General features: G+C 61.8%; 19 protein-coding genes. 9 read left to right on the top strand and 10 right to left on the bottom strand.

What is annotated here, in order from left to right:
* Positions 1-183 precede the first annotated feature (183 nt).
* Entirely contained in the window at positions 184-1047 is an 864-nt protein-coding gene (locus HT585_RS15775) for an alpha/beta fold hydrolase (RefSeq protein ID WP_176353814.1), read from the top strand.
* Positions 1048-1126: 79 nt separating this feature from the next.
* Here the strand turns inward: HT585_RS15775 and HT585_RS15770 are convergent, their stop codons facing one another.
* A complete protein-coding gene (locus HT585_RS15770; RefSeq protein WP_176353813.1) occupies positions 1127-2821 on the bottom strand; it encodes a GMC family oxidoreductase in 1695 nt (564 codons plus the stop codon).
* Positions 2822-3014: 193 nt separating this feature from the next.
* Between HT585_RS15770 and HT585_RS15765 the strand changes: the two genes are divergently transcribed.
* A complete protein-coding gene (locus HT585_RS15765) occupies positions 3015-3962 on the top strand; it encodes a LysR family transcriptional regulator (RefSeq protein WP_176353812.1) in 948 nt (315 codons plus the stop codon).
* Between the two features lie 78 nt (positions 3963-4040).
* On the opposite strand, the gene HT585_RS15760 is transcribed toward HT585_RS15765, so the two are convergent.
* Positions 4041-4487 (bottom strand): PRC-barrel domain-containing protein, encoded by a 447-nt coding sequence (locus HT585_RS15760; protein WP_077501097.1) that lies wholly within the window; start codon positions 4485-4487, stop codon positions 4041-4043.
* Positions 4488-4815: 328 nt separating this feature from the next.
* Between HT585_RS15760 and HT585_RS15755 the strand changes: the two genes are divergently transcribed.
* Both HT585_RS15755 and HT585_RS15750 read left to right on the top strand, forming a co-directional pair.
* Positions 4816-7857, top strand: a complete 3042-nt coding sequence (locus HT585_RS15755; protein ID WP_176353811.1) for a PAS domain-containing protein — start codon at positions 4816-4818, stop codon at positions 7855-7857.
* Between the two features lie 174 nt (positions 7858-8031).
* A complete protein-coding gene (locus HT585_RS15750) occupies positions 8032-8178 on the top strand; it encodes a DUF1127 domain-containing protein (RefSeq protein WP_077501099.1) in 147 nt (48 codons plus the stop codon).
* A gap of 129 nt (positions 8179-8307) precedes the next feature.
* On the opposite strand, the gene HT585_RS15745 is transcribed toward HT585_RS15750, so the two are convergent.
* The 4 genes from HT585_RS15745 to HT585_RS15730 all read right to left on the bottom strand — a co-directional run bounded on the left by HT585_RS15745 (position 8308) and on the right by HT585_RS15730 (position 13270).
* Positions 8308-8562, bottom strand: a complete 255-nt coding sequence (locus HT585_RS15745; RefSeq protein ID WP_176353810.1) for a hypothetical protein — start codon at positions 8560-8562, stop codon at positions 8308-8310.
* A gap of 211 nt (positions 8563-8773) precedes the next feature.
* On the bottom strand, positions 8774-10705 hold the full coding sequence (locus HT585_RS15740; protein ID WP_425513748.1) for an AI-2E family transporter: 1932 nt from the start codon (positions 10703-10705) through the stop codon (positions 8774-8776).
* 79 nt (positions 10706-10784) lie between these two features.
* Positions 10785-12005 carry an NAD(P)/FAD-dependent oxidoreductase gene (locus HT585_RS15735; protein ID WP_176353809.1) on the bottom strand — a complete coding sequence of 407 codons (1221 nt, stop codon included), beginning with the start codon at positions 12003-12005 and terminating at the stop codon, positions 10785-10787.
* Positions 12006-12088: 83 nt separating this feature from the next.
* Positions 12089-13270 carry a low temperature requirement protein A gene (locus HT585_RS15730; RefSeq protein WP_176353808.1) on the bottom strand — a complete coding sequence of 394 codons (1182 nt, stop codon included), beginning with the start codon at positions 13268-13270 and terminating at the stop codon, positions 12089-12091.
* Positions 13271-13586: 316 nt separating this feature from the next.
* Here HT585_RS15730 and HT585_RS15725 point away from each other — a divergent pair, with 316 nt between their 5' ends.
* The 3 genes from HT585_RS15725 (at position 13587) to HT585_RS15715 (ending at position 15161) form a co-directional block, all read left to right on the top strand.
* A complete protein-coding gene (locus HT585_RS15725; RefSeq protein ID WP_176353807.1) occupies positions 13587-13901 on the top strand; it encodes a PepSY domain-containing protein in 315 nt (104 codons plus the stop codon).
* A 42-nt stretch (positions 13902-13943) separates the two neighbouring features.
* On the top strand, positions 13944-14546 hold the full coding sequence (locus HT585_RS15720) for a hypothetical protein (RefSeq protein WP_176353806.1): 603 nt from the start codon (positions 13944-13946) through the stop codon (positions 14544-14546).
* 129 nt (positions 14547-14675) lie between these two features.
* Positions 14676-15161 carry a pyridoxamine 5'-phosphate oxidase family protein gene (locus tag HT585_RS15715; RefSeq protein WP_176353805.1) on the top strand — a complete coding sequence of 162 codons (486 nt, stop codon included), beginning with the start codon at positions 14676-14678 and terminating at the stop codon, positions 15159-15161.
* Between the two features lie 110 nt (positions 15162-15271).
* Here HT585_RS15715 and HT585_RS15710 read toward each other — a convergent pair whose 3' ends face one another.
* From HT585_RS15710 to HT585_RS15695, 4 genes are all read right to left on the bottom strand, one after another.
* Positions 15272-15634 carry a hypothetical protein gene (locus tag HT585_RS15710; RefSeq protein ID WP_176353804.1) on the bottom strand — a complete coding sequence of 121 codons (363 nt, stop codon included), beginning with the start codon at positions 15632-15634 and terminating at the stop codon, positions 15272-15274.
* A 168-nt stretch (positions 15635-15802) separates the two neighbouring features.
* A complete protein-coding gene (locus HT585_RS15705) occupies positions 15803-16822 on the bottom strand; it encodes a Gfo/Idh/MocA family protein (RefSeq protein WP_176353803.1) in 1020 nt (339 codons plus the stop codon).
* Positions 16823-16834: 12 nt separating this feature from the next.
* Positions 16835-18052 (bottom strand): adenosylhomocysteinase, encoded by a 1218-nt coding sequence (locus HT585_RS15700; protein WP_176354201.1) that lies wholly within the window; start codon positions 18050-18052, stop codon positions 16835-16837.
* Positions 18053-18069: 17 nt separating this feature from the next.
* Positions 18070-18996 carry a LysR substrate-binding domain-containing protein gene (locus HT585_RS15695; RefSeq protein WP_176353802.1) on the bottom strand — a complete coding sequence of 309 codons (927 nt, stop codon included), beginning with the start codon at positions 18994-18996 and terminating at the stop codon, positions 18070-18072.
* Positions 18997-19245: 249 nt separating this feature from the next.
* Between HT585_RS15695 and HT585_RS15690 the strand changes: the two genes are divergently transcribed.
* Positions 19246-20196 carry a GGDEF domain-containing protein gene (locus HT585_RS15690; protein ID WP_176353801.1) on the top strand — a complete coding sequence of 317 codons (951 nt, stop codon included), beginning with the start codon at positions 19246-19248 and terminating at the stop codon, positions 20194-20196.
* Positions 20197-20514: 318 nt separating this feature from the next.
* Positions 20515-20826: a hypothetical protein gene (locus HT585_RS15685; RefSeq protein ID WP_176353800.1), complete on the top strand. Its 312-nt coding sequence runs from the start codon at positions 20515-20517 to the stop codon at positions 20824-20826.
* Positions 20827-21409: the final 583 nt, after the last annotated feature.

Raw genomic sequence — 21409 nt, 5'->3', positions numbered from 1 at the left:
ATGGCGAGGTTTTTCAGTGCCGCCGCGGTCACGTTCCTCAGCAAAAACCCGCTCCAGTTCAAGGGCCGTTTGGCGCTCTCGCCGGTTGTGGGAAAAAAATGCAGCGCCTTGTCGGCTGGCGAGGGTTCTGCTCGTCTTATTGTCAGCGTTGGTGAAGACGCTTGAAACCGCGAGGAAAGAGATATGTTTCGTACTGCCCTTATCGCCGTAGCCCTCATCATTGCCGGGCCGGCACTTGCTGACAGCCAGCCGGTCGGTGAGCGGGTCGAAGTCAACGGCATGAAGATGTATTATGAGGTGTCCGGTGAGGGCGAACCGCTGATCGTCCTGCACGGCGCCTATATGAACATTCCGTCGATGGGCGCAATCATTCCCAAGCTTGCCGAGACCAACAAGGTCTATGCGCTAGAGTTCCAGGGACACGGCCGCACGACCGACATCGACCGACCGATCACCTATGCAAATCTCGCCGACGACGTGGCGGCATTCATGGATGCCGTCGGCGTCAAGAAGGCCGATGTCTTCGGCTACTCGATGGGGGCGGCAGCCGGGCTGCAGCTCGCCATCCGCCATCCCGACAAGGTCAACAAGTTGGCGGCGGCTTCGGTCGGTTACGACGCCGAGGGCTGGCAGCCGGAGTTCAAGGCCTTCATCCCGCAAATGACGGTGGAGATGTTCGTCGGCATGCCGTTTGCCGAGGACTACCGCAAGCTCGCCGCCGATCCGGACGGGTTCCCCGCGCTCGTCGCCAAGCTGATCGCGCTCGAGAAGGAGCCGATGGCCTGGGAAAAGGACGTCAAGGCGATGAAGACCCCGGTGCTGCTCATTGCCGGCGATGCCGATGTCGCGACCCTGGAACATTCCGTGGCGATGTTCCGGCTGCTCGGCGGCGGTGGCATGGGTGATATGGGCAAGCCGTTGCCGGCCTCGCGTCTCGCCATCCTGCCGGCAACCTCGCACACGGCGGTCATCAACCAGCCGGAGATGCTGGAAGCCTTGGTCGTGCCCTTCTTCAAGGGAGAGACCCCAAAGGGGATGTTCCAATAGCAATTGCCAGTGCGCCCCGTCCTGCCAGGCGGGGCGCACACGTCATGTGCGTCGTGCGACTGTCTTCAAGAAGCTCGATCTATGCCCGCTTCTGCGCGTCTGCCATGATCCAGCGTGCGGCCTTCTCCGCGATCATCATGGTCGGCGCGCTGGTGTTGCCGCTGGTAATGGTCGGCATCACGCTGGCATCGACGACGCGCAGACCCTCGATGCCGCGAACCCGAAGCCGGCTGTCGACGACCGCCATGGCGTCGTCCTCGGCCCCCATCCTTGCAGTGCCGACCGGGTGAAAGATGGTGTTGGCGATATCGCCGGCCAGCTTTGCCAGTTCCCCATCGCTCTGGAATTCGATCCCCGGCTTCCATTCGACCGGCTCATACCTTGAGAGCGCGGGTTGGCCGACGATCGAACGGATTTGCCGTATGCTGTCGGCGGCGATCTTGCGGTCTTCGTCGGTGCTGAGATAGTTCGGGGCGATGGCCGGCGCGTCACCGCGATGGCGCGAACGGATCCGCACATGGCCGCGGCTCGTCGGATTGAGGTTGCAGACACTGGCGGTGAAAGCCGGGAAGTTGTGCAGAGGCTCACCGAAGGCATCGAGGCTGAGCGGCTGCACGTGATACTCCAGATTGGCATGGGCGCGGTCGGGGTCGGAGCGGGTGAAGGCGCCGAGCTGCGATGGCGACATGCTCATCGGTCCGCTGCGTTTCAGCACATATTCGAGCCCGATCCGGGCCTTGCCGGCAAGATTGCTCGCCAGCGTGTTCAGCGTCTTGGCGTTTTTCACCTTAAAGACCGCGCGGATCTGTAGATGGTCCTGCAGGTTCTCGCCGACCCCGGGGACGTCCTTTTCGACGGCGATGTCCATGGCATGCGACAGCGCGGCCGGCCCTATGCCCGAGAGTTGCAGGATCTGCGGCGAACCGATGGCACCTGCCGAAAGAATGACTTCGGCCTTCGCTCGCACGCTCACCCTGTCGTTGCCACGGTAGAGCGATACGCCCGAACAGCGCTTGGCGCCATCGGCTGACGTTTCGATCAGCAACTTGTCGACCTCGGCCTCCGTCCACACGACCAGATTGCGGCGATGGCGCACAGGCCGCAGGAAAGCCTTGGAGGTGTTCAAACGCCAACCCGCCTTCTGGTTGACCTCGAAATAACCGACGCCCTCGTTGTCGCCGCTGTTGAAGTCGGTCGATCGCGGAATGCCCGCCTGGACGGCGGCTTCCGCGAAGGATTCCAGGATATCCCACTTCAGCCGCTGTTTTTCGATGCGCCATTCACCGCCGCGGCCATGCATGTCGGAAAAGCGGCTGTTGTCGCCGGTTGCGGGATCGGCGCCATCGTCGAGCCGGTAGTGATCCTCATGTGCTTTGAAATCTTCAAGAGAGTTCTCCCAGGACCATTCGCGATCATTGGTCTGGGCCGCCCAGCTCTGATAGTCGCGCGATTGCCCGCGCATATAGATCATGCCGTTGATCGAGGAGCAGCCGCCGAGCGTCTTGCCGCGCGGATAGCGCAGCGACCTGCCGTTCAAGCCCGCTTCCGGTTCGGTCTTGTAGAGCCAGTCGGTGCGCGGATTGCCGATGCAATAGAGATAGCCGACGGGAATATGAATCCAGGGATAGTTGTCGCGCCGGCCTGCCTCGATCAACAGCACCCGCTTGCCGGGATCGCGGCTGAGGCGGTTGGCAAGCAGGCAGCCTGCCGAGCCGGCGCCGACGATAACATAGTCGAAAACGGCGGCGTCAGCAGTCGAGGTCTCGGGCTTCATCGTAAGCATTTCCCAAATCGGCAAAAGGGGATGAACGAGGCGCTGCTTGCAACGTGCAGCGGACCAAGATCATCCAGCCTTTATAACGTCCATCAGCGATCGCGGCATTGCGATCCTCCCAAGAACGAGTAAACGGCTACCGCACGCGGAAATCCAATGATAAATCGAGCTCAGCATTATAAAAGGAATTTATATGGCTGACCATCTGGATCTGCGATTGCTACGGGCTTTCGTCACGGTGGCGCGGGAAGGCAACGTCACCCGTGCGTCTGAGCTTCTGCATCTCACCCAGCCTGCCGTCAGCCTGCAGGTGAAGCGCCTGTCACAGGAACTCGGCCTCACACTGTTTCATCGAACAGCCAGCGGGCTTGAATTAACCCGCGACGGCGCGCTCCTGGCCGTCAAGGGCGAGCAGGTGCTGGCGTCAGTCACCGAGTTCCGGCAGACGGCGATGCATCTGACGGCGCAGCTTCGCGGTACGCTGCGGATCGGCACGATCATCGACCCGGAATTCACCCGGCTCGGTGCCTTCCTCCAGGCGCTGGTCGAAAGTGGTCCGGGCATCGAAACCACGTTGCGCCAGGGCATGAGCGGTGAAGTCGCGATCGGTTTGAAGCGAAACGAACTGGATGTCGGGTTCTTTCTCGGCGATCTCGATGATTTCGGCACGAGCACGAACGCCTTGGCCGGCGAGCCCGATGCGCAGTTCTTCGTCAAGTCGCTGTCGCGATTGACCTATCGCGTCGTCGCACCGCCGGCTTTTGCCGGCATCGTCGCGGGTAAAGATTGGAGCGAGCTTGCGGCTCTGCCCTGGATCGGAACGCCGCCGGCCTCCGTTCATCACCGGTTGCTTGCGCGGAAACTCGGCGGCCTGAACCTCAGGCAGAACGTGGTCGCTCTCGTCGATCAGGAAACGTCGATGCTGGCGATGGTGCGCACGGGGCTCGGTCTCAGCCTCTGCCGGGAGTCGATCGCGCTTAGCGAGCAACAGGCAAATGGTCTCGTCATTGCCGACCGGGTCAAGCTTGAAACCTCGCTCGGTTTCGTTTGTCTCAAGCCCCGGCGCACCGATCCCAACGTCGCGCTGGCGTTTGACGTCATCGACAGAATATGGCGAACCGACCGTAGAGACACCGCCTGACGGTCGTCGCAGGTCCGCCTGCACCGTGCGTTTGCAGCCCGGTGCAGGCGGACGCTCTAAGGGGCTGGCTTCGCCGGCTTACTTCTTCAGTTTGGAGTAGTCGAGTTTCGGCGCCTTGGTCAGGTCGTCCTTGGTTGTGTCGACATAGGCCTTCCAGGTGCCGTCTTCTTCGGCAAGGGCGATCGACGCGGGGTCGAGAACGACGTAGCTCTCGCCGACACCAAGAAAGCCGCCGACGCTGGCAACGATGCCGATCACGGATTTTCCGCCGCCGATGACGACGTCGGAGATTTCGCCGATCGTTTCGTCATTCTTGTTGTAGAGATCGACGCCGATCAGCTTGGACACGACCAGGTCGCTGTCCTGGATGTTGACGTATTTCAGCGGCATCGTCGCGGCCTTGCCCATGGTCAGGCCCGGGCCGGCCAACGTCGCGTCGGCGCCCGTAGCGGCGGCTTCCTGTGCCAGGGCTGCGGACGCAGACAGGGAGAAAACGGTCGCGGCAACGATGGGAAACAACTTCATTTGAAACTCCTGCATGATACCGGCAGTTGATCTGCCGTGACAGGGCGATAACGGTCTTCTGTCCGAAGTGTTCCGCTACCCGTTTGAAAAATATCGCTTTTCGTTCAAGCTGTTTACAAGGTGCGTCATTCTGACGATCGCTCACGGCCGGGGAACGCTGGCTTTCGATGGTGGTTCGAAATATCGCGACGGGGCCTTGAACTTCGACCGAAAACGGACATTTAACGTAGCTTCTTGCCCGCAAGGCCCTTCGGGCCAACCACCGCTTTCACGCCTCGTTGCACTCTCAACTGCCTGCAGACCCCGTCGCGGCGCTACGAAATGAACCATGGACACCACGCTCACGCCGCCGCTTGTTTTCGTCAGTTCGGAAAATGTCATTTCCGGCTGGAGCGATGGGGCCGAACGCCTGCTCGGGTGGTCCCGCGATGACGTGGTCGGACAACCGCTGTCGGCAATCTTCGATGAACGGGGTTTTTTCATCGGTTCGACGGGCCCCCAGGATCTCGATGCGGAAAAAGTACCGTCTCCGGATGGCGGCTCGGTATGGGCGCTGAGGGGCAACGGCCGGCAACTGCTGGAGGAACAGCTTGAGCTGACCTTTGGCAACGCCGATGTCATCGGCGCCTGGGACTGGGACATTGACGCCGACCGTGTGGTTGCCGACACGCGCTTCGCACAGGCGTTTGGCGTAAATCCCGAGAGCGCCAGAGAAGGTTTGCCGCTTGCGCACTTTGCCGCCGGCATCCATCCGGACGATCGCGCTCGGGTGACCCGGGAGATCGAGGCGGCGATTGCCGGCGGTCCCGCATTCAACAGTGAATACCGCATCCTTCGGCCGGATGGATCGCTGTCCCATGTGCTTGCGCGGGGTCGCCTTGTGCAGGCAAAGGGACACCGGCCGGCGCGTTTCCCCGGCGTCCTGTTCGACATCACCGCCCGCAGAGTGGCCGAGAGCGATGCCCAGGCGAACCGCCAGCGCTATCGATCGCTGTTCGAAATGCTTCCCGACGGCTTCTGTGTCATCAAGATGATCTGGGATGCGGATGGGGTGCCGGTCGACTACGAATTCCTTGAGGTCAATTCCGCGTTCGAGAAACACACGGGCATCACCTCGGCCGTCGGCAAGCGCGTCCGTCGCGATATCGCCGCCGATCATGAACAGTACTGGTTCGATATCTACGGCAAAGTGGCCCGCACCGGTGAGCCGGTCAGCTTCGAGAACTCAGCCGAGGCGCTTGGCCGGTGGTATCAGGTTCAGGCCTTTCCGATCGACGGGGTCGGATCAGAACATGTTGCCGTTCTCTTCAGCGACGTCACCGACAGACGACGCACAGAACTGGCGCTGAAGGCAAGCGAGGCGGAGTTCAGGACACTGTCGCAATCGATGCTCAATCATGTCTGGACGGCGAGGCCGGATGGCCAGCTCGACTGGTTCAACGACCGCGTGCTTGCGTTCAGCGGCAAGAGCGCCGGGGAGCTCGCGGGCAACGGTTGGGCCTCGATCGTGCACCCGGACGATCTGGAGACGGCGGCGGCAACCTGGTCGGCGGCACTGGGGGCAAATGAGGTCTATCAGACCGAGTTTCGCATTCGCCGGGCCGACGGTCGTTATCGCTGGCACCTGGTCAGGGCCGTTCCGGTCAAGGGAGATGGCGGCGAGGTGTGGCGCTGGGTGGGCACCAACACCGACATCGACCACGCAAAGAAGAACGAGGCGGCGCTGGCGGATCTGAACGCGACGCTCGAAGAGCGGATCGCGGAGCGCAGTGAGCAGCTGCTTCTATCGCAAAAGGCTTTGCAGCAATCGCAGAAGATGGAGACCATCGGCAAGCTGACGGGCGGGGTGGCGCACGACTTCAACAACCTGCTGCAGGTGGTTGCCGGAAATCTTCAGCTTCTTTCGAGGGACGTCTCAGGCAACGAGCGGGCGGCGAGCCGAGTCGACAATGCCCTGGCAGGTGTCGCTCGCGGCGCGAAACTCGCGAGCCAGTTGCTGGCTTTCGGCCGGCGACAGGCACTGGAACCCAAGGTCATCAATGTCGGCCGCTTCGTCAAAGGCATGGACGATCTGCTGCGTCGTTCGATCGGTGAGGGCGTCGATATCGAGGTGGTCGTTGCCGGTGGGCTCTGGAATACGCTTGCAGATCCGACCCAGGTGGAAAACGCATTGCTCAACCTGGCGATCAATGCGCGCGACGCCATGGATGGTGCCGGCAAGCTGACCATCGAAGTCGGCAATGCCTTCCTTGATGACCACTATGCGGCAACACACGCCGATGTCAGCGCCGGTCAATATGTCATTCTGGCGGTATCGGATACAGGGTCCGGCATGTCGCCCGAGATCCTCGAGCAGGTCTTCGAACCGTTCTTCTCCACCAAGCCGGAAGGCAAGGGGACCGGTCTCGGGCTCTCCATGGTCTATGGCTTTGCCAAGCAGTCCAACGGCCACGTGAAGATCTACAGCGAAAAGGGCCACGGTACGACGGTCAAGCTGTACCTGCCGAGGGAGATTGCCGAGGAGGCGCGCGAAACGGTCGCCCACACCGCCGGCCCTGCCGTTGGCGGAACGGAAACCGTGCTGGTGGTCGAGGATGACGACGGTGTCCGCAACACCGTCGTCGAGACGCTGAGCGACCTTGGCTACCGCGTGCTGACGGCGCGCGACGCGCAGAGCGGATTGTCGGTGGTGGAAAGCGGTGTCGCCATCGATGTTCTCTTTACCGATGTGGTGATGCCGGGAACACTGAAAAGTCCGGAAATGGCAAAGCTCGCCAAGGCGCGCCTTCCAAATCTCGTGGTGTTGTTTACCTCGGGCTATACCGAGAATTCGATCGTGCACGGCGGAAAGCTTGACCATGGCGTCGAGCTTTTGTCGAAGCCCTATACCCGTGAGGCGCTGGACCGGCGCATTCGCCACCTGCTGGCCAACAGCCGTCAGGCGACGCAGCGCGAGCGCGGTGCGGCCACGAATGCGCCTGCGCCTCAAGAGGAACGCCTGCCGCTGAAGCTGCTTCTCGTCGAGGATGATTTTCTCATTCGCATGAATACGGCCGAGGTGCTGCGTGACCTCGGCCACGATGTGATCGAGGCGGGGAACGCGGCGCAGGCGATCTCGGCGGCAGAAACGACCAGCATCGACATCCTGCTGACCGATATCGGCCTGCCGGATATGCCGGGCGGCGATCTGGCCGTGGCGGTGCGCGAGATTCGTCCCGGCATTGGAATTGTCTTTGCCACGGGCGAAACGTCGATGCCACCGGGCGCTGATCCGTCCGCTGTGCTGTTGGTAAAGCCCTACACCGAGCGAAGCTTGAAACTGGCGGTAGACAGCGCCAGCGGGCGCGAGACCGGAGCGGCACGCTCCTGATCTTGCATGCTGCAGTCCCCTTGGAAACATCGATCCATGCGCGGCTTGCAGGGGTGGGCTGAAGTCTTGGCGCTACTGCTCGCGAGGGCCGTCGACTATATTCCCCTCATCGAAGCGAACGAAGCGCCAAGGACTGGCAGCTAGGCTTCGAAAGCCCAAGGAAAGGGGATCATCATGAACGTAGCACGCTCTTTCAACAACTGGCTCAAGTACCGGCAGACGGTCTCCGAACTGGGCCGCATGTCCACGCGCGAATTGCGCGACCTCGGCATCGACCGCTCGGACATTCCGGCGATCGCACGGACTGCCTACGGCCGCTAATCGCGCCTGAGACCATTGACCAATTCGTGAAGCGCCTGCTCGGCAACGAGCGGGCGCTTTTGTTTTGTCCGTCCATCTGCTGCGAAGCGAGGTCGACGGGTGGCTATGGCGTGGCCGAAACCGACCGCGTTACATCGCGTCCATGCCCTTGACCGCGTTGCCCATATGGGACTTGCATTTTTCCATGTCGTTCGCAGCCATGGCCTCCTTGGCCATGCTGATTTCCTTGGTGGCTTCGATCTTCTTTGCGCCGTCCGAGATTGAACTGGCGTCCGTTTCCAGCTTCGTCAATGACGCAGTGTCGCAAACGATGTCGGCCTGCGAAAACGCAGGCGTCGTCAGACCGAAAACCATGGCTGCTGCACATAAATACTTGCCGTACATTGGGAAATCCTCCTTGGTGGGCCGACGGAATTGTCAGCTTGGTCGCGTCAATCAACGCGCGAGCTATGGCTCTGTTCCCGACGAGCGGCGTGATCAGTAGGTAAGCAGTGACTTACGGTACGGTTTCCGGCTGATGTGGTGAAGCAGTAGAAGCACCCTGCCGCCCGAGACAAACTGCGATCGGTTAGCCATGCCCTGGTGACGCTGCACGTCATTGTGCGTGCTGCGGCACCAGCCGTCGCCGTGCCTTGGTCCTGCCTGGCGGGGCAAGTGGAAGCGATGGTCGTTTCGTCAGCGCCTCGATCGCGGCCGAAGTCATGTCCGATGCAACGAAGTCGGCACCCGGAACTTGTTCCTTGCTCGTATCGGGCTTGCGCTGGCCCGCCGCGTCGTCGGCTGAGCTGTCCCAGATGACGATACCCACCCTTGCCCGGGTGTTGACACGCTTGAGCCGGCGCACGACGAAGCGGGCGTGCTTGATCGAATCCTGATTGAGAAAACAGACGATGATCGCATCGACGGCATCGGTCTGGAGTTTGCGGATATTGGCCGGTTCGATCTCCTGAAAATTCAGCGTCGTCGCGGACGCCCCTTCAGCGCGCAGCACCTGGGCGAGCATGGCGGCCGAGACGTCGTCGATCTCGCCTCTCCCGCCGACGCAAAGGATGGTCATGCCTTCGCCGTCCGGAATGGGCTGGCTTGCAGCTTCGCCCTTCTCATCCTCGTTTTCGAGCTCGTCGTCCTGACTTTCCTCGATCGCAATGTCTTCGAGGTTGGACACCAGCGCCAGGCCGCTCGCTGCCACACGCAATCGCTGCTCGTCGCTCATGACGCCGCGGGCGCGGTCCTGTTCCGCCAGCGCCAAAGCGGGGATCGCCACTGCGCGGTAGTAGTCGACGAGATACTCGTCCTCGAGGATCTCTTCGGCCTGATCGGTCGCTTCATCGGGATCGCCGGCCAAAAGCCGCTGGTAGAGGCGTGCGTGCGGCGCCAGCACCGGATCGCTGCCGAAGAGCACCTGCAGAAACTCGAACTGCGGTACATACTTGCCGAGCACCACAAGGCAGACCGTCAGCGGCGTTGACAGGATCAGGCCGACAGGCCCCCAGATCCAGGCCCAGAAGATCGCTGACACGATGATCGCCAGCGGCGAGAGCCCGGTCTTGGAGCCGTAGAGCATCGGCTCGACCACATTGTTGATCACCAACTCCATCGCCACGAACAGCCCGGCCGTCCACAGCAGCATCGACCAACCGCTGTCGACCGCGACCGACAGGAACAACGGCAGCACCATGGCAATGATAGGCCCAATATAGGGAACGAAGCGCAGGACGATCGCCAGCAGACCCCAGAGCACAGCATTGGGTATGCCGATGAACCAGAGGCCGACGGCGACCGGCAGGCCATAGGCGGTGTTCACGATCAATTGCATCAGCAGGTAGTGACCGACGCGCGTGCCGGCGTCCTGCAGGCCCTCGGTGGTTCGATGCAGGTCGCCGAATCCGGCGAGCCGTATGAACCTGTCTCTCAGATCCTCCCGCTCCAGCAGCATGAAGATCACGACGACAACGACCAGACCGGCCATCGCCACCGGTCCGACGAGCGGTGCGATGATGTTGGTCAGGACCTGGATCGGATTGTCGCGCGAATAGATTTCTACCAGCAGGGGATCTCTCTTCGGAGCTTCGACGCCGGTTGGCGTCTCCGTCGTCGGTCGGTCTATTTCGCGGTTGATGCGTTCGATGACATTGCCAATGCGATCGATGATGCCGTTTTCGGCGCCGGCCTCCTTCAACTCCTTCACCTTGGTGACGATGTTGGACTGATAGGCGGGCAGGTTTTTCGCCAGTTCTGCGACCTGCAAGGCGACCACGAGGCTGAAAATGCCGATTATTGTAAAGGTGATCAACGCAGTCGAGATCACCGCAAACGCTCGGGGCAGGCCGATGCGGCGCAGGGCGGCGACGACGGGGGCAAGCGCGAAGGTCAGCAGGAGCGCGACCGCAATCGGCAGAAAGACGTCGCGGGCCAGATAGAGAATGACAGCGGCGACGACGAGGGTCAGCGACGTCGGCATGGCCGGGCGCACGCCTTGCATCGAGGGCACACCGAGATCGCGGATCTGATCGATTGCCTTGCCCAAGTCTATTCCCCCTCGGATTTGTCAGAAGCTACCACGAATGACGCTCCCGTAAACGCTGCGCTCGTCCGCAGGCCCGCCGTTAGACGAATGGAAACAGTGAAGCGTCCGGGTCGGCATGTCCCAAGATGCTCGATGCGACGATCTCGGCGGCGATCTGGCTGAAGGTAATGCCATTGCCGCCGTAACCCATGGTCGCGAAGGTATTCCGCATGCCCGGAACGCGCCCGATCATCGGCAGACCCTGCGCAGTCACGCCGAAGGCGGCGGCCCATCGATAGTCGGGTTCGCCGATCTTTATTCCGAGGAGGTCGGAAAGCTTCTGCCGTAGGATGTCGGACTTTGCCTTTAGCTTTGCCGGGTCCCGGAACGCGTCATCGCTCTTCTCGTCCTCGCCGCCGACAATGATGCGCCCGTCTTTGGTCGAGCGGAAGTAGAGATAGGGGTCGGCACCTTCCCAGACGAGATATTCGTCGAGCCACTCCGGGCGTGGATGACGAGGCTTGGTCGCCAGTGCCCAGGTCGAGACGATGTCATGGTTCTTGTGTGCCACAGTCTCCAGAAACTCGTAGCCGGTGCAAAAGACCACGTGGGTCGCGGTGATGATCTGGCCATCGGACGTTGCAACCGCATTTCGGCCCTCGATCTCCCGGATGTCGGTGATCTCGACGTTTTCGACGATGGGGATGTCATTGGCCTGGGCGTGCCGGAGAAAGCCTGACGTCAACTGGGCCGGGTTGGCCGATGCCGAGATCCGGGTTTCGATGGCCGCCGTGCGGTCGATGGCGAACCTGGCGCGCAGCTCTGTCTGAGGCAGAAGCGTCGCTTCGAGCTTTGCCTCCTCCCGCGCTTTCACTTCCGCCTGAAGTGCGCGTGCTCCATAGCTTTCGCCCGAGAGGAAAAGCGTATTCTTCCGCTCGAACTGGCAGGGGATCTGCAAGGCGTCGACAAGTGATGCGAGGTGTTCGACGGCTTTTGCCGAGCGTTGCCAGATGCGCGCGGCGTCGGCCGCGCCAAGCACCCGGTTCAATTGGTGTAGCGGCACGTCGATTTCGTGCTGGATCATCGCGGTGCTGGCCATGCTGCTGCCGCTGATCGGTTTTCGACGGTCGACCATCAGCACACGCAGCTTGTGGCCGATGAGGGCGTTGGCCATCAGCGCGCCGCTGATCCCGGCGCCGACGATCAGCACGTCCACATCGTGAGCGGGGATCCGTTTTTGCGTGCGCACCGTATGGCGCGGCGTATGGGCCCACAGAGGCTCTGCCTTCCGAAGGTCCCGTTTGCGGGTCAATGTGTGCAAGTGTTCCTCCAGGTCCGCGCATTCGTGCCAGATCTGCGCATTCGGGAATGCGCGGACGCCGATTAAGTTCCGCCTCGATGTCCTCAGGCTGTCGACGCCGAAACACGGCGCAATGCCAGGTATTCCCACAGGGCGACGATGAACAGCACCGAGGTCGCCACCGCCTGAACGATGTAGTTGGGGGCAACGGGCACGATGAGGATTGCGACCGCCAGAAGCACGAGCCCGGCGATGTGAGAGACTGGGAACTGTCGCGTGGCGACGGCCTTGATCCAGATGTTTCCCCCTAGGAAGAGTGCCGGGCCTCCGAGCATGGCAACGGCGTGCTTCAGCGAGCTGGGTTCCTGGGCATGCGACAGGCTGAAATCCTCTCCGACTGCAGTCAGGATGATCCCGGCGACTACAGGCAGGTGGCCATAGGTGAAGAGATTGAGTGCCACGGTTTCTGGCCTCGATGTCGCCTCTGCCTTCGATGCGGCCTTTTCCTGGCCGTGGTGGAAATAGATCCACCACATGAAGCCGGTACTGAGGAACGCGCTGCAAAACACCGCGAAGGTCATGTCATCGGTCATATGCTCTGTTGCATTGCGGCCGGTCGTCAGGATGGTCTCGCCCAGGCAGATGATGACGAACAGCGCGCAGCGCTCCGCCATGTGAGCGCCGGACACATCCAGGGTTTCATCAGGCGATCTGCCGAGAAACGGCACGTAATACCTGAGCGCCGGGGAGGCGTATTCTACCAGCAGGGCCATCGTCCAGAGGACCAGGCGCCCTTCGAGCTCCATCAGTCCGCCCAAAAGCCAGAGGGCGCTGGAGAGCAGCATCCACAAGGTAATGCGCAGAAATGTCAGGAACGATGGCTGATCCGCGTCGCGAAAAGCATACAGCGTGAAAACCGACCGGCAGATCTGCATGCCGCTATAGATTGCCGCAAACACCAATCCTTGATCGCCGAACGCCTCGGGTAGCGCGATCGCCAACAGGACGCCCCCAAACATCAGGCCGAACAGCAGCAGACGGACAGGCTCCTTCTCGGTATCGAGCAGGTTGGTCACCCAGGTCGTGTGGATCCAAACCCACCACACGGCCAGGATCAGCAGAACCGCCTCGATGATGGCCGTTGCACTGAAATCGGACGCGAGTTTGTGGGCGAGCTGAATGAGCGCGAAGACGAAGACGAGGTCGAAGAACAGCTCAGGAAAACTCGCCCGCGTCTGGTCGACATCCGCTTTCCTGATCCAGTCACTTTTCTGATTGCTCGCCATTCATGTCGCCGATGCTGATCCGATCAAAACTCGGACGGGAACTAGGGCGTTGTCGAAATTGAACAACGGCAGTTGCTTGGTGAGGCGAAGAAACATCGTAGCCGTTATCATCTGAACCTTCGTGCGCGACAGGCGTTTGGGTTGGCGCTGTCGTGAGACCGGCGGGCTTTGTCACGCCCGTAGGAAACGGTTATGCGCGTCTGTAACGTATTCAGTTGATTGGGTAATTTTCAATTTCTTCTGAGATTGAACAGGAACCATCGCCAATCACTCGCGTTGTCCCAGCATCGATCAATGACGGACCAAGGAGACAACGATGAAAAGAATGATCGCCGCGACGGCCTTTCTGGTGGTAGGCACCTTGAGTGCTTACGCCCAAACACCGACGCCTTCGCCCGAGGCCGAAACCCCCGCTGTAGCGACGCCCGATACCACAAATCCGACTGCGCCCGTTGCCGGCGCCAATAGCTTCACCGAAGAGCAGGCGCGCGCGCGGCTTCAGGAAGGCGGCTACACCGCCGTCAGCGGATTGAAGCTGGACGACAAGGGTATCTGGCAGGCGGCTGCCACCAAGGACGGGAAGCCCGTGAACGTCGCACTCGACTACCAGGGCAACATCGTCGCCAACTGAGGTTGGCGGAAAGATTAGCAAACTCATTCAAGGAAAATCGATATGAAAACTGTTTCAGGACTGTTCGACACCTATGACCAGGCTTCGGAAGCCGTGCGTGCGCTGAAAGCCTCGGGTATCCCGGATGGTGATGTCAGCATGGTCGCAAGCAATGCTGAAGGCCGGTACAAGAGCGATGACGCCGAAGGTGCCGCAGAAGGCGCTGGTGCCGGTGCAGGCATCGGTGCGGCCGTGGGCGGCGCAGGCGGTCTTCTGACCGGCCTCGGGCTGATGGCGATCCCAGGCGTCGGTCCGGTTGTCGCGGCCGGTTGGCTGGCGGCAACAGCCGCGGGCATGGCTGCCGGCGCGGTCGCCGGTGGCGCAGTTGGCGGTATCGTCGGCGCATTGACGGATTCCGGCGTGCCGGAAGAAGACGCCCACGTTTACGCCGAGGGCGTTCGCCGTGGCGGCACCCTGGTGACGGCGCGCGTTGCAGATGGTGACGTTGCGCAGGCAGAGGCTATCCTCAAGCGCTCCAACTGGGTCGATCTGGAAGACCGCCGTTCGGCTTACCGCGAGGAAGGCTGGAGCAGGTTCGACGAGACGCTTGATCCCTATAGCCCGACTGAGGTCGAAGAACAGCGGACACGCTACGCAAACCGCTAGCCGCACGGGATGAGTACTGCAGGTGGCCGGCCGATCGGTCGGCCCCTGTTTTTCGTTTCACGCCTGCCCCGGAGGTCATCCTGCAAGATGAGCCGTTCCGGCGCGATGAACCGTCAAGGAGACAGGACAGTGGCAAGCCCCGAAGAGCTCAAACGCAAATTCTGGAAAACGTTGAAATCGGACATGACCGTGATGCTTGGTCTGCCTGAAACAGAGCATGGGCACACACGCCCAATGACCGCGCAGGTCGAGGGCGAGCAAGGTCCGATCTGGTTCTTCACCGTTCGCAGTGCCGCCGTCGCCCAGAATGTGCGCACGGACACGCCGGCCATGTTCGCCTTCGCTTCGAAGGATCATGAGCTGTTTGCGACCGCTCACGGCACGCTTCGCCTCGACAATGACCGCGCCGTGATCGACCGGCTGTGGAACCAGTATGTCGCCGCCTGGTATGAGGGCGGCAAGGACGACCCCGAACTCGCCCTTTTGCGTTTCGAGCCGAGCGAAGCCGAAATCTGGCTCAATGAAACCAGCCTGTTCGCTGGCATCAAGCTGCTTTTGGGTAGCGATCCGAAGGAGGCGTACCGGGAGAAAACCGCGAAGGTGGAGCTCTCCTAGCTTCTCGCTAAAGACGCCTGCGTCGGGCAAATTACCGTCGCAGGCGTTTTGCTTGAGCGGCGAGGATTTCGTCCTCGCTCGTTTCCCACACGGCCATCCTGCCGTGAAGGCTACTTCGCTTCTGTCAGAGTTTCCGTACCGGCTCCATCCTTGCCGGTGATCGTCCAGGTGCCGTCCAGCGAGCCGTCGCCGTTGACCTTGTAGACGATGAGGCCGAGGGCATCACCGAGCACATAGGCTGCGGCAAAGGCATCCCCGTTCAGCATGCAGACACCGGTGGATTTCACCCCGGCCGTGTCCCATTCGATGACGCAGGTGGTTTCGCTGGCAAGCGTGATTTCCGCAGTCCCGGAATAGCTGGATCCGTCCAGGTTGGTGCCTTCGACGGTGTATTTGCCGGCGTTGACCGTCTGGGCGTTCCCGGCCGCGGCCGCGCCGAGAAACAGCGCCGCAGTGAGCAACAATCTTTTCATCAAGTCCCCCAATAGAACCGCGCGCCCCTCGCGCGGTTCGCAATTGTTACGCACAAACCATGACGGTTGGAACGGTCCGCAAGGTGGCCCCGCATTCATTTTTGGTGGCGTCGCCCGGTACCTGGCCGGGGCTACTGAGAATCGGCAGGCTGTGCGCCTCCACCATGATCAGGAGGAGCGCTGCGGGTCGTTTCCGCCGCCTGACACTCGTGCCTGCTCATCCCAGGTCGACAGCAGCGACATGATCTCCAGCGAATCGGATAGGCGTGGCGCCGGGCGCGACGCTTCCTTCACCCCCGCCTTCAAGCAGTTCTCGACCAGCCGCACCTGATGGCCGAAGGCGTCGTGATCGGAAGGCACGACGATCTCTTCGGGCGGAAGACCGTATTCGCAAAGCTCCATCCGGTTTTCACCCGCCGCCGGCAGCCAGGGGTTGGTGAGAAACCGCAGGCTGCCGCGCTCTCCGTGAATGGAGAAAGCGAAAGACATGCCGAAGCTGTCGGTCGATTGCAGCGTGGCGAGAACACCATTGTCGAAACGGACCGACAGGCTTGCATCGCAGATATTGCCGTCATGCGGCGAGACGTTGCCGAAAGCGCTGGTCACCCGTCTTGAAAAGGCATCCGGTCCGCAGGTCGTCTGGATCACGTAATGCAGCAGCGAGGCCGGGTAGCAGCCGAGATTGAAGATCGTGCCCTTACCCATCGGGTTGACGAATTTCCAGATGTCGGCGGCGTAGAGGCCCGAAACCGAGCGGATCGAGCCGAGCCGACCGGAGCGCAGGATTTTGCCGGCCTTGGCCATCAGTGGATGGCAAAGATACATCAGGCCTTCGAGAAAGAAGATGCCTGTGTCGCGCACCACCTGTGCCAGAGCATCGGCTTCGGCCATCGTCGTGGTCAGCGACTTCTCCGACAAAACTGCCTTGCCCTTTTGCGCGGCGCGGATCACCGCCTCATGGTGCATGTTGTTCGGCAGGCCGACATAGACGACATCGATGGCAGGGTCGTCGAGCAGGGCGTCGTAGCCGGAATAGTGCTTGGCAATACCGTGCCGGGCGGCAAAATCGGAACAACGCTGCGCATCGCGCCCGGCCACCGCCTCGATGCGTGAACCATCGCTTGCGTCGATAGCCTCGGCCATGGTGTCGGAAATGAAGCTCGTTCCAAGAATTCCCCAGCGCAGCATGTGTCGTTTCCCTCAGCGGTGCAGTTCGAGATAGGCAGATGCGACCATGGCGTCGATGTCCCCGGGGACCGGCACAACGCACATCGAAGCGTCGAGCGTCCGGCTCGCGACCCTCTCCAGGCAGCGGGCCTGGAGCGCAAAGCCGAGATCCATCGATTCGACCGAATTGCCAAGGGCCCTTGGCCCGGCAAGATTGGCCATGTGGCCCGCGCCAAGACTGTGGATGCGCCGTCCATCGGCAAGGGCGAGCGTCTCGATGCCTTCGTCCACGTAGCTTTCCGGCGACACCACCGCGGCGTCGGCGCGCATGCCGGCGATGTCGATCTCGTGCGGGAAATGCCCGCCGTTGAGGAGAATGACGCCGTCCTTGAGTGCTGCAAGGTCGGAAGCCGTCAGGATGTTCGCGGATCCGGTGACCGTGACGATGACGTCGGCCGAGCGGATGGCGTCATCGCGCCTGGGGGTCGAGAAGCCGTCGAGGTGAGCTTCGAGTGCGGAGATCGGGTCGATGTCGACGACGCTGACGGCGCTGTAGGCATTGCGGAAGCAGGCGGCGGTGCCCTTGCCGCAGGCGCCATAGCCGAAAACGGTGACGCGCTTGCCATTGGTCGAGCGATTTGTGAACCGCATGTAGCTTTCGAACAGGCTCTGGCCAACGGCATGGCGGTTTTCCGCGAACTGTTTGATGGGGCTGTCGTTGATAACAAGCACGGGCAGGCCAATTGCGCCGCGCATCGGCTGCAGCCGGGCCCGGCCGGACGTGGTCTCCTCCGTACCACCGAGCAGGCTCCCGTAAGGCCGTTCGGCGACGCGGGCGAAAAGGTCGCCGCCGTTGTCAAGCAGCAGGTCGGGCTGATGATCGAGCAATTGGTTGATGAAGCCGGAATGCGCGGCTTCATCCGTGGTCTGCCCACCGATGACGGTGATGCCCTCCCGTCTCAGATAATCGACCGTCGCCGGCTGGGTGCTGTTCAGATTGCCGGTCGCCACGAGTTTCGCGCCGCCGGCCTTGAGCGTCATCAGCAGCGCCACCGTCTTAGGCTCCAGATGGATCGCCGTTCCGATCGTCAAACCGTTAAACGGACGCGTTGTCTCGAACTCGGCGGCAATGGCGCGCAGCAGCGCGCAGCTTTGCCCGACCCACTCGATGCGGGAGAGGTGGCTGGAAGGGGTCATGGTGAGGGTCCTGACTGTCTGTCTGTGGTGCCGGCAGCTTAGTCCCGGCGCCATGCCCACGGGCAGAGACATTAAACTGCGGCGGAGGGCAGTTTTCCTTCCGGGTTCCGCCCCTCTGCGAGAAGCCAGGTCCGAAGCGCCGAGATCGGTTTGCGATCCCTGTCGGCGATGCGACAGCAGAAACGATAGCCTGTCGGCCGGCTAACGAGACCAAAGGGCGCTTCGAGCGCGCCGGCGGCAAGCTCTGCCTCGATCGATGCCGCCGGCGCGATGGTGACGCCGAGCCCGCTGCGGGCGGCGCTGAGCGCCAGCGTCAGGTCATCCACCTCGATGCGCTTGCGAAAACGGATGGGCGGATTTCCGCTCTCGCGAAACCAGTCGTCCCAGAGATACGGCACGTTGCGCGCGATCAGCGCCGTCATGTCTGCCAGATCGGCGGGCGATGGTTGTCCGGCGGCAAGCACCGGGCCGAACCGATCGGCCATGAAGGCGGTTGCCGTTATGTCGGGGAGCGGTCGGTACTCCCCGCCGACGATCAGGGCGTCGATTTCCGGCATGTCGGTCAGCGACTGGGCGACGGCAACCGGGATGATGTCGACCTCCAGCCCCGGGGCCGCGCTCGAAAGCGCCGCCAGGCGCGGCATCAGCCATGCGGATGCCATCGGCATCGGAACGCCGAGCCGCAGCCGGACCGTGCTACCGCTCGACGAAATCTCTTCCGCGGCGCGCGACACGATGGCGAAGGCGACGCCGACCGCATCGGCGAGCCGTTGCCCGGCCGGATTGAGCGTCACCCGTCCGCTTTCGCGATCGAGCAGTGCAAAGCCGAAATGGTCCTCAAGGCTCGCAAGCTGCTGGCGTACGGCGCCGGGCACGACACCGAGTTCGACCGCCGCCGCGCGCAGGCTGCCGCAACGGGCGAGTGCATCGAAGGCGCGCAGCGCGTTCAGCGGCGGCAAAGGACGTGGCGATTTCAGTTGCAGATCATCTGTTGGCATAATGCCCTCCGCCGACATCGGAGCCTGGTGCATAGACCAAGAGGCTGCCCGCTGTCGAACGCGGCATTGCCGCTAGTGACTTGAATGCCTCTGGGTGCCACGACAACGCTGATGGATGTAGCTTAGAAAAATTGAATATTTCGAAGGTTTTTTGCGACAGCATCGCCTTGAACCAAGTCAGTGCAGCCTGCTCTTTCGTTTGTGGGCAGATGAGACAAGGGAAGAAAACAATGCCTGGATGCCATCGTCATGAGCGTACCGCCTAGTCGTGCCGGCGCGGATGCACCCGTGAAAAACGCGGTGCGGTTCTCCCGCGATCAACTCAATCTCATCCTGGCGGCGCTGCCCGATCCCGCTTTCATCCTGACGCGCAGTGGGCGCTATGCCGCCCTGTTTGGCGGATCGGATCACCGCTACTATCACGACGGAAGCAATCTTGTCGGTCAGAGTGTCTTTGACGTCTTGGCCCATAACAAGGCGCTCTGGTTTGCTTTGGAGATCGAGAAGGCGCTTTCCTCGGGGGCCTTGCACATCGTCGAATACAGCCTCGCCGGCAGCGACGTTAAGGGCCTGGAGGCGGCCGGCCCCGACCACCCGATCTGGTTTGAAGGCCGAGTGCAGGCCCTCGATTTTCCCGTCGACGACGAAGACGCCGTGGTCTGGGTTGCCAGCAACATCACGGAAAAGAATGCCGTCGAGCATCAGTTGCGTCTGCAAAGCGAAACCGATCCGCTGACCGGGCTCTACAATCGCCGAAAGCTGCTCGACGTGCTTGCAGTCGAGTTCGACCTCTCCTCCAGCAGCCGCACGCCAACATCCCTGCTGATGTTCGACGTCGACAACTTCAAGGCGGTCAATGACGAGCTGGGGCATTCCGTCGGCGATGAGCTGCTGACGACGATTGCAACTGTATGCCGACGCGCATTGCGGTCCGGCGATGTTCTGGCGCGCCTTGGCGGCGACGAGTTCGTGGTGTTGATGCCGGCGACGGCGAGCGCCGAGGGCATTCTTGTCGCAAACGGGCTGCGCCAGCAAATCTCACTGGAACTGCAGAGCAAGTTGGCGCTTTTCTCCACGATTAGCGGTGGGCTCACCGAAATTTCCCGGTCCGACGCCAGCATCGGCGATATTTTGCGGCGGGCCGACGATGGCCTCTACCAATCCAAGCGCAGCGGCCGCAACCAGATCAGCATCGTTTGATGCAGTGCCGGCGAGCGCCCGGCGCTGTGGCATGTCTGCGACAGCTGTCGGTTGCGCAGCGGCGTGCAGACATGCGTGGATGTGACGGCGCGTGAGCTGGACAGAAGCGCCGGTAACGGCTTGCGAACACCTCCTTTTGCTCATCGCCCCACTCTTGCAGCGCGTAGCACGACCGGAAGGACTAAGCGTCCACCCGGATGACGGATGCATTGCGGCAGCCATGCCCGTTTTACTTAGTTGACCGCTGCGGGGCGTGCACCGATCCTGTCTGTCACGGACAGGATGGGGGCAGCTATGTGTGAGGCGTGGCAGCGATCGTTGATCGAAGAAGACGAACTCGTCAAAAAGGCGGCGACAACCATTCCAAGGCTTCTGCAGCATCCGGGCATCACGCTCGACCAGGCGTCCCGGCTGCATGTGAACATCGACGAGTGCGTCGAGCGCATGGATACGCTGATCTTGGCGCTCGAGGAGAACAGCGTCGACAGTTCCTGGATCCAGATGGCGACGACGATCAGAAACAGCTGGGAGACGCTTGCGGAAGACGCAGCGAAGAAGGTTCTTGTCTTCAGTGGCACCTCCGAGGCTTCCATCAGCAGCGACAGCATGCGGAAGGTTATGGGGGGCTAACCTCGCCTAGCGGCGCGGCCATATCCGGTAGCCGCATATCGGCCGCGGGCTATGGCCGCCGGGACGTGCGGTTCGCTCTGGTGTGGCGCGGGCGATCAACCGCCCGCTTCGCCCACTGGAGATGACACCGGCCACATCAGTCCATTCCCCTCCCCAGGCCAATCGTCACATGTCGTGCCTCGAGTGCACAGGGCTCATGGCCTGCTGATTCCGGCTGGAGACGTATCTGGCGTCACGCGGCGGCCCCCGCGCCTATTCAATGGCCGGCTTGCGGCGATGGCCCGATATCGGCGCTTCAGGCGTGCCGCAAGGCCATGACCACCGGTGGTTAGCGATGCCCGTTGGTTGTGGCGATAGCTATCCGGCATCTCTGGAATTGGGCGGCCTTGCGCCGTTCGCGTCGCCTGGCGGCGGCAAGGGCGGCCACCGCGACCATGGCGGCGATTGAGTCACACCCGCCTTCTTCCGCGGCAAAAGTTGGTGTTCGGTCGAATTTTAAACTTGACTATTATAGGCATGTTTTCAATTTTACGCCCGTTCGCGCAAAGCACCACGCGCGGGCGAACCCGCTCCCGGCCAGGAT

Source organism: Ensifer oleiphilus, from assembly GCF_013371465.1.
GTDB lineage: Bacteria > Pseudomonadota > Alphaproteobacteria > Rhizobiales > Rhizobiaceae > Ensifer > Ensifer oleiphilus.
This window is presented reverse-complemented; position numbering and strand designations above follow the sequence as displayed.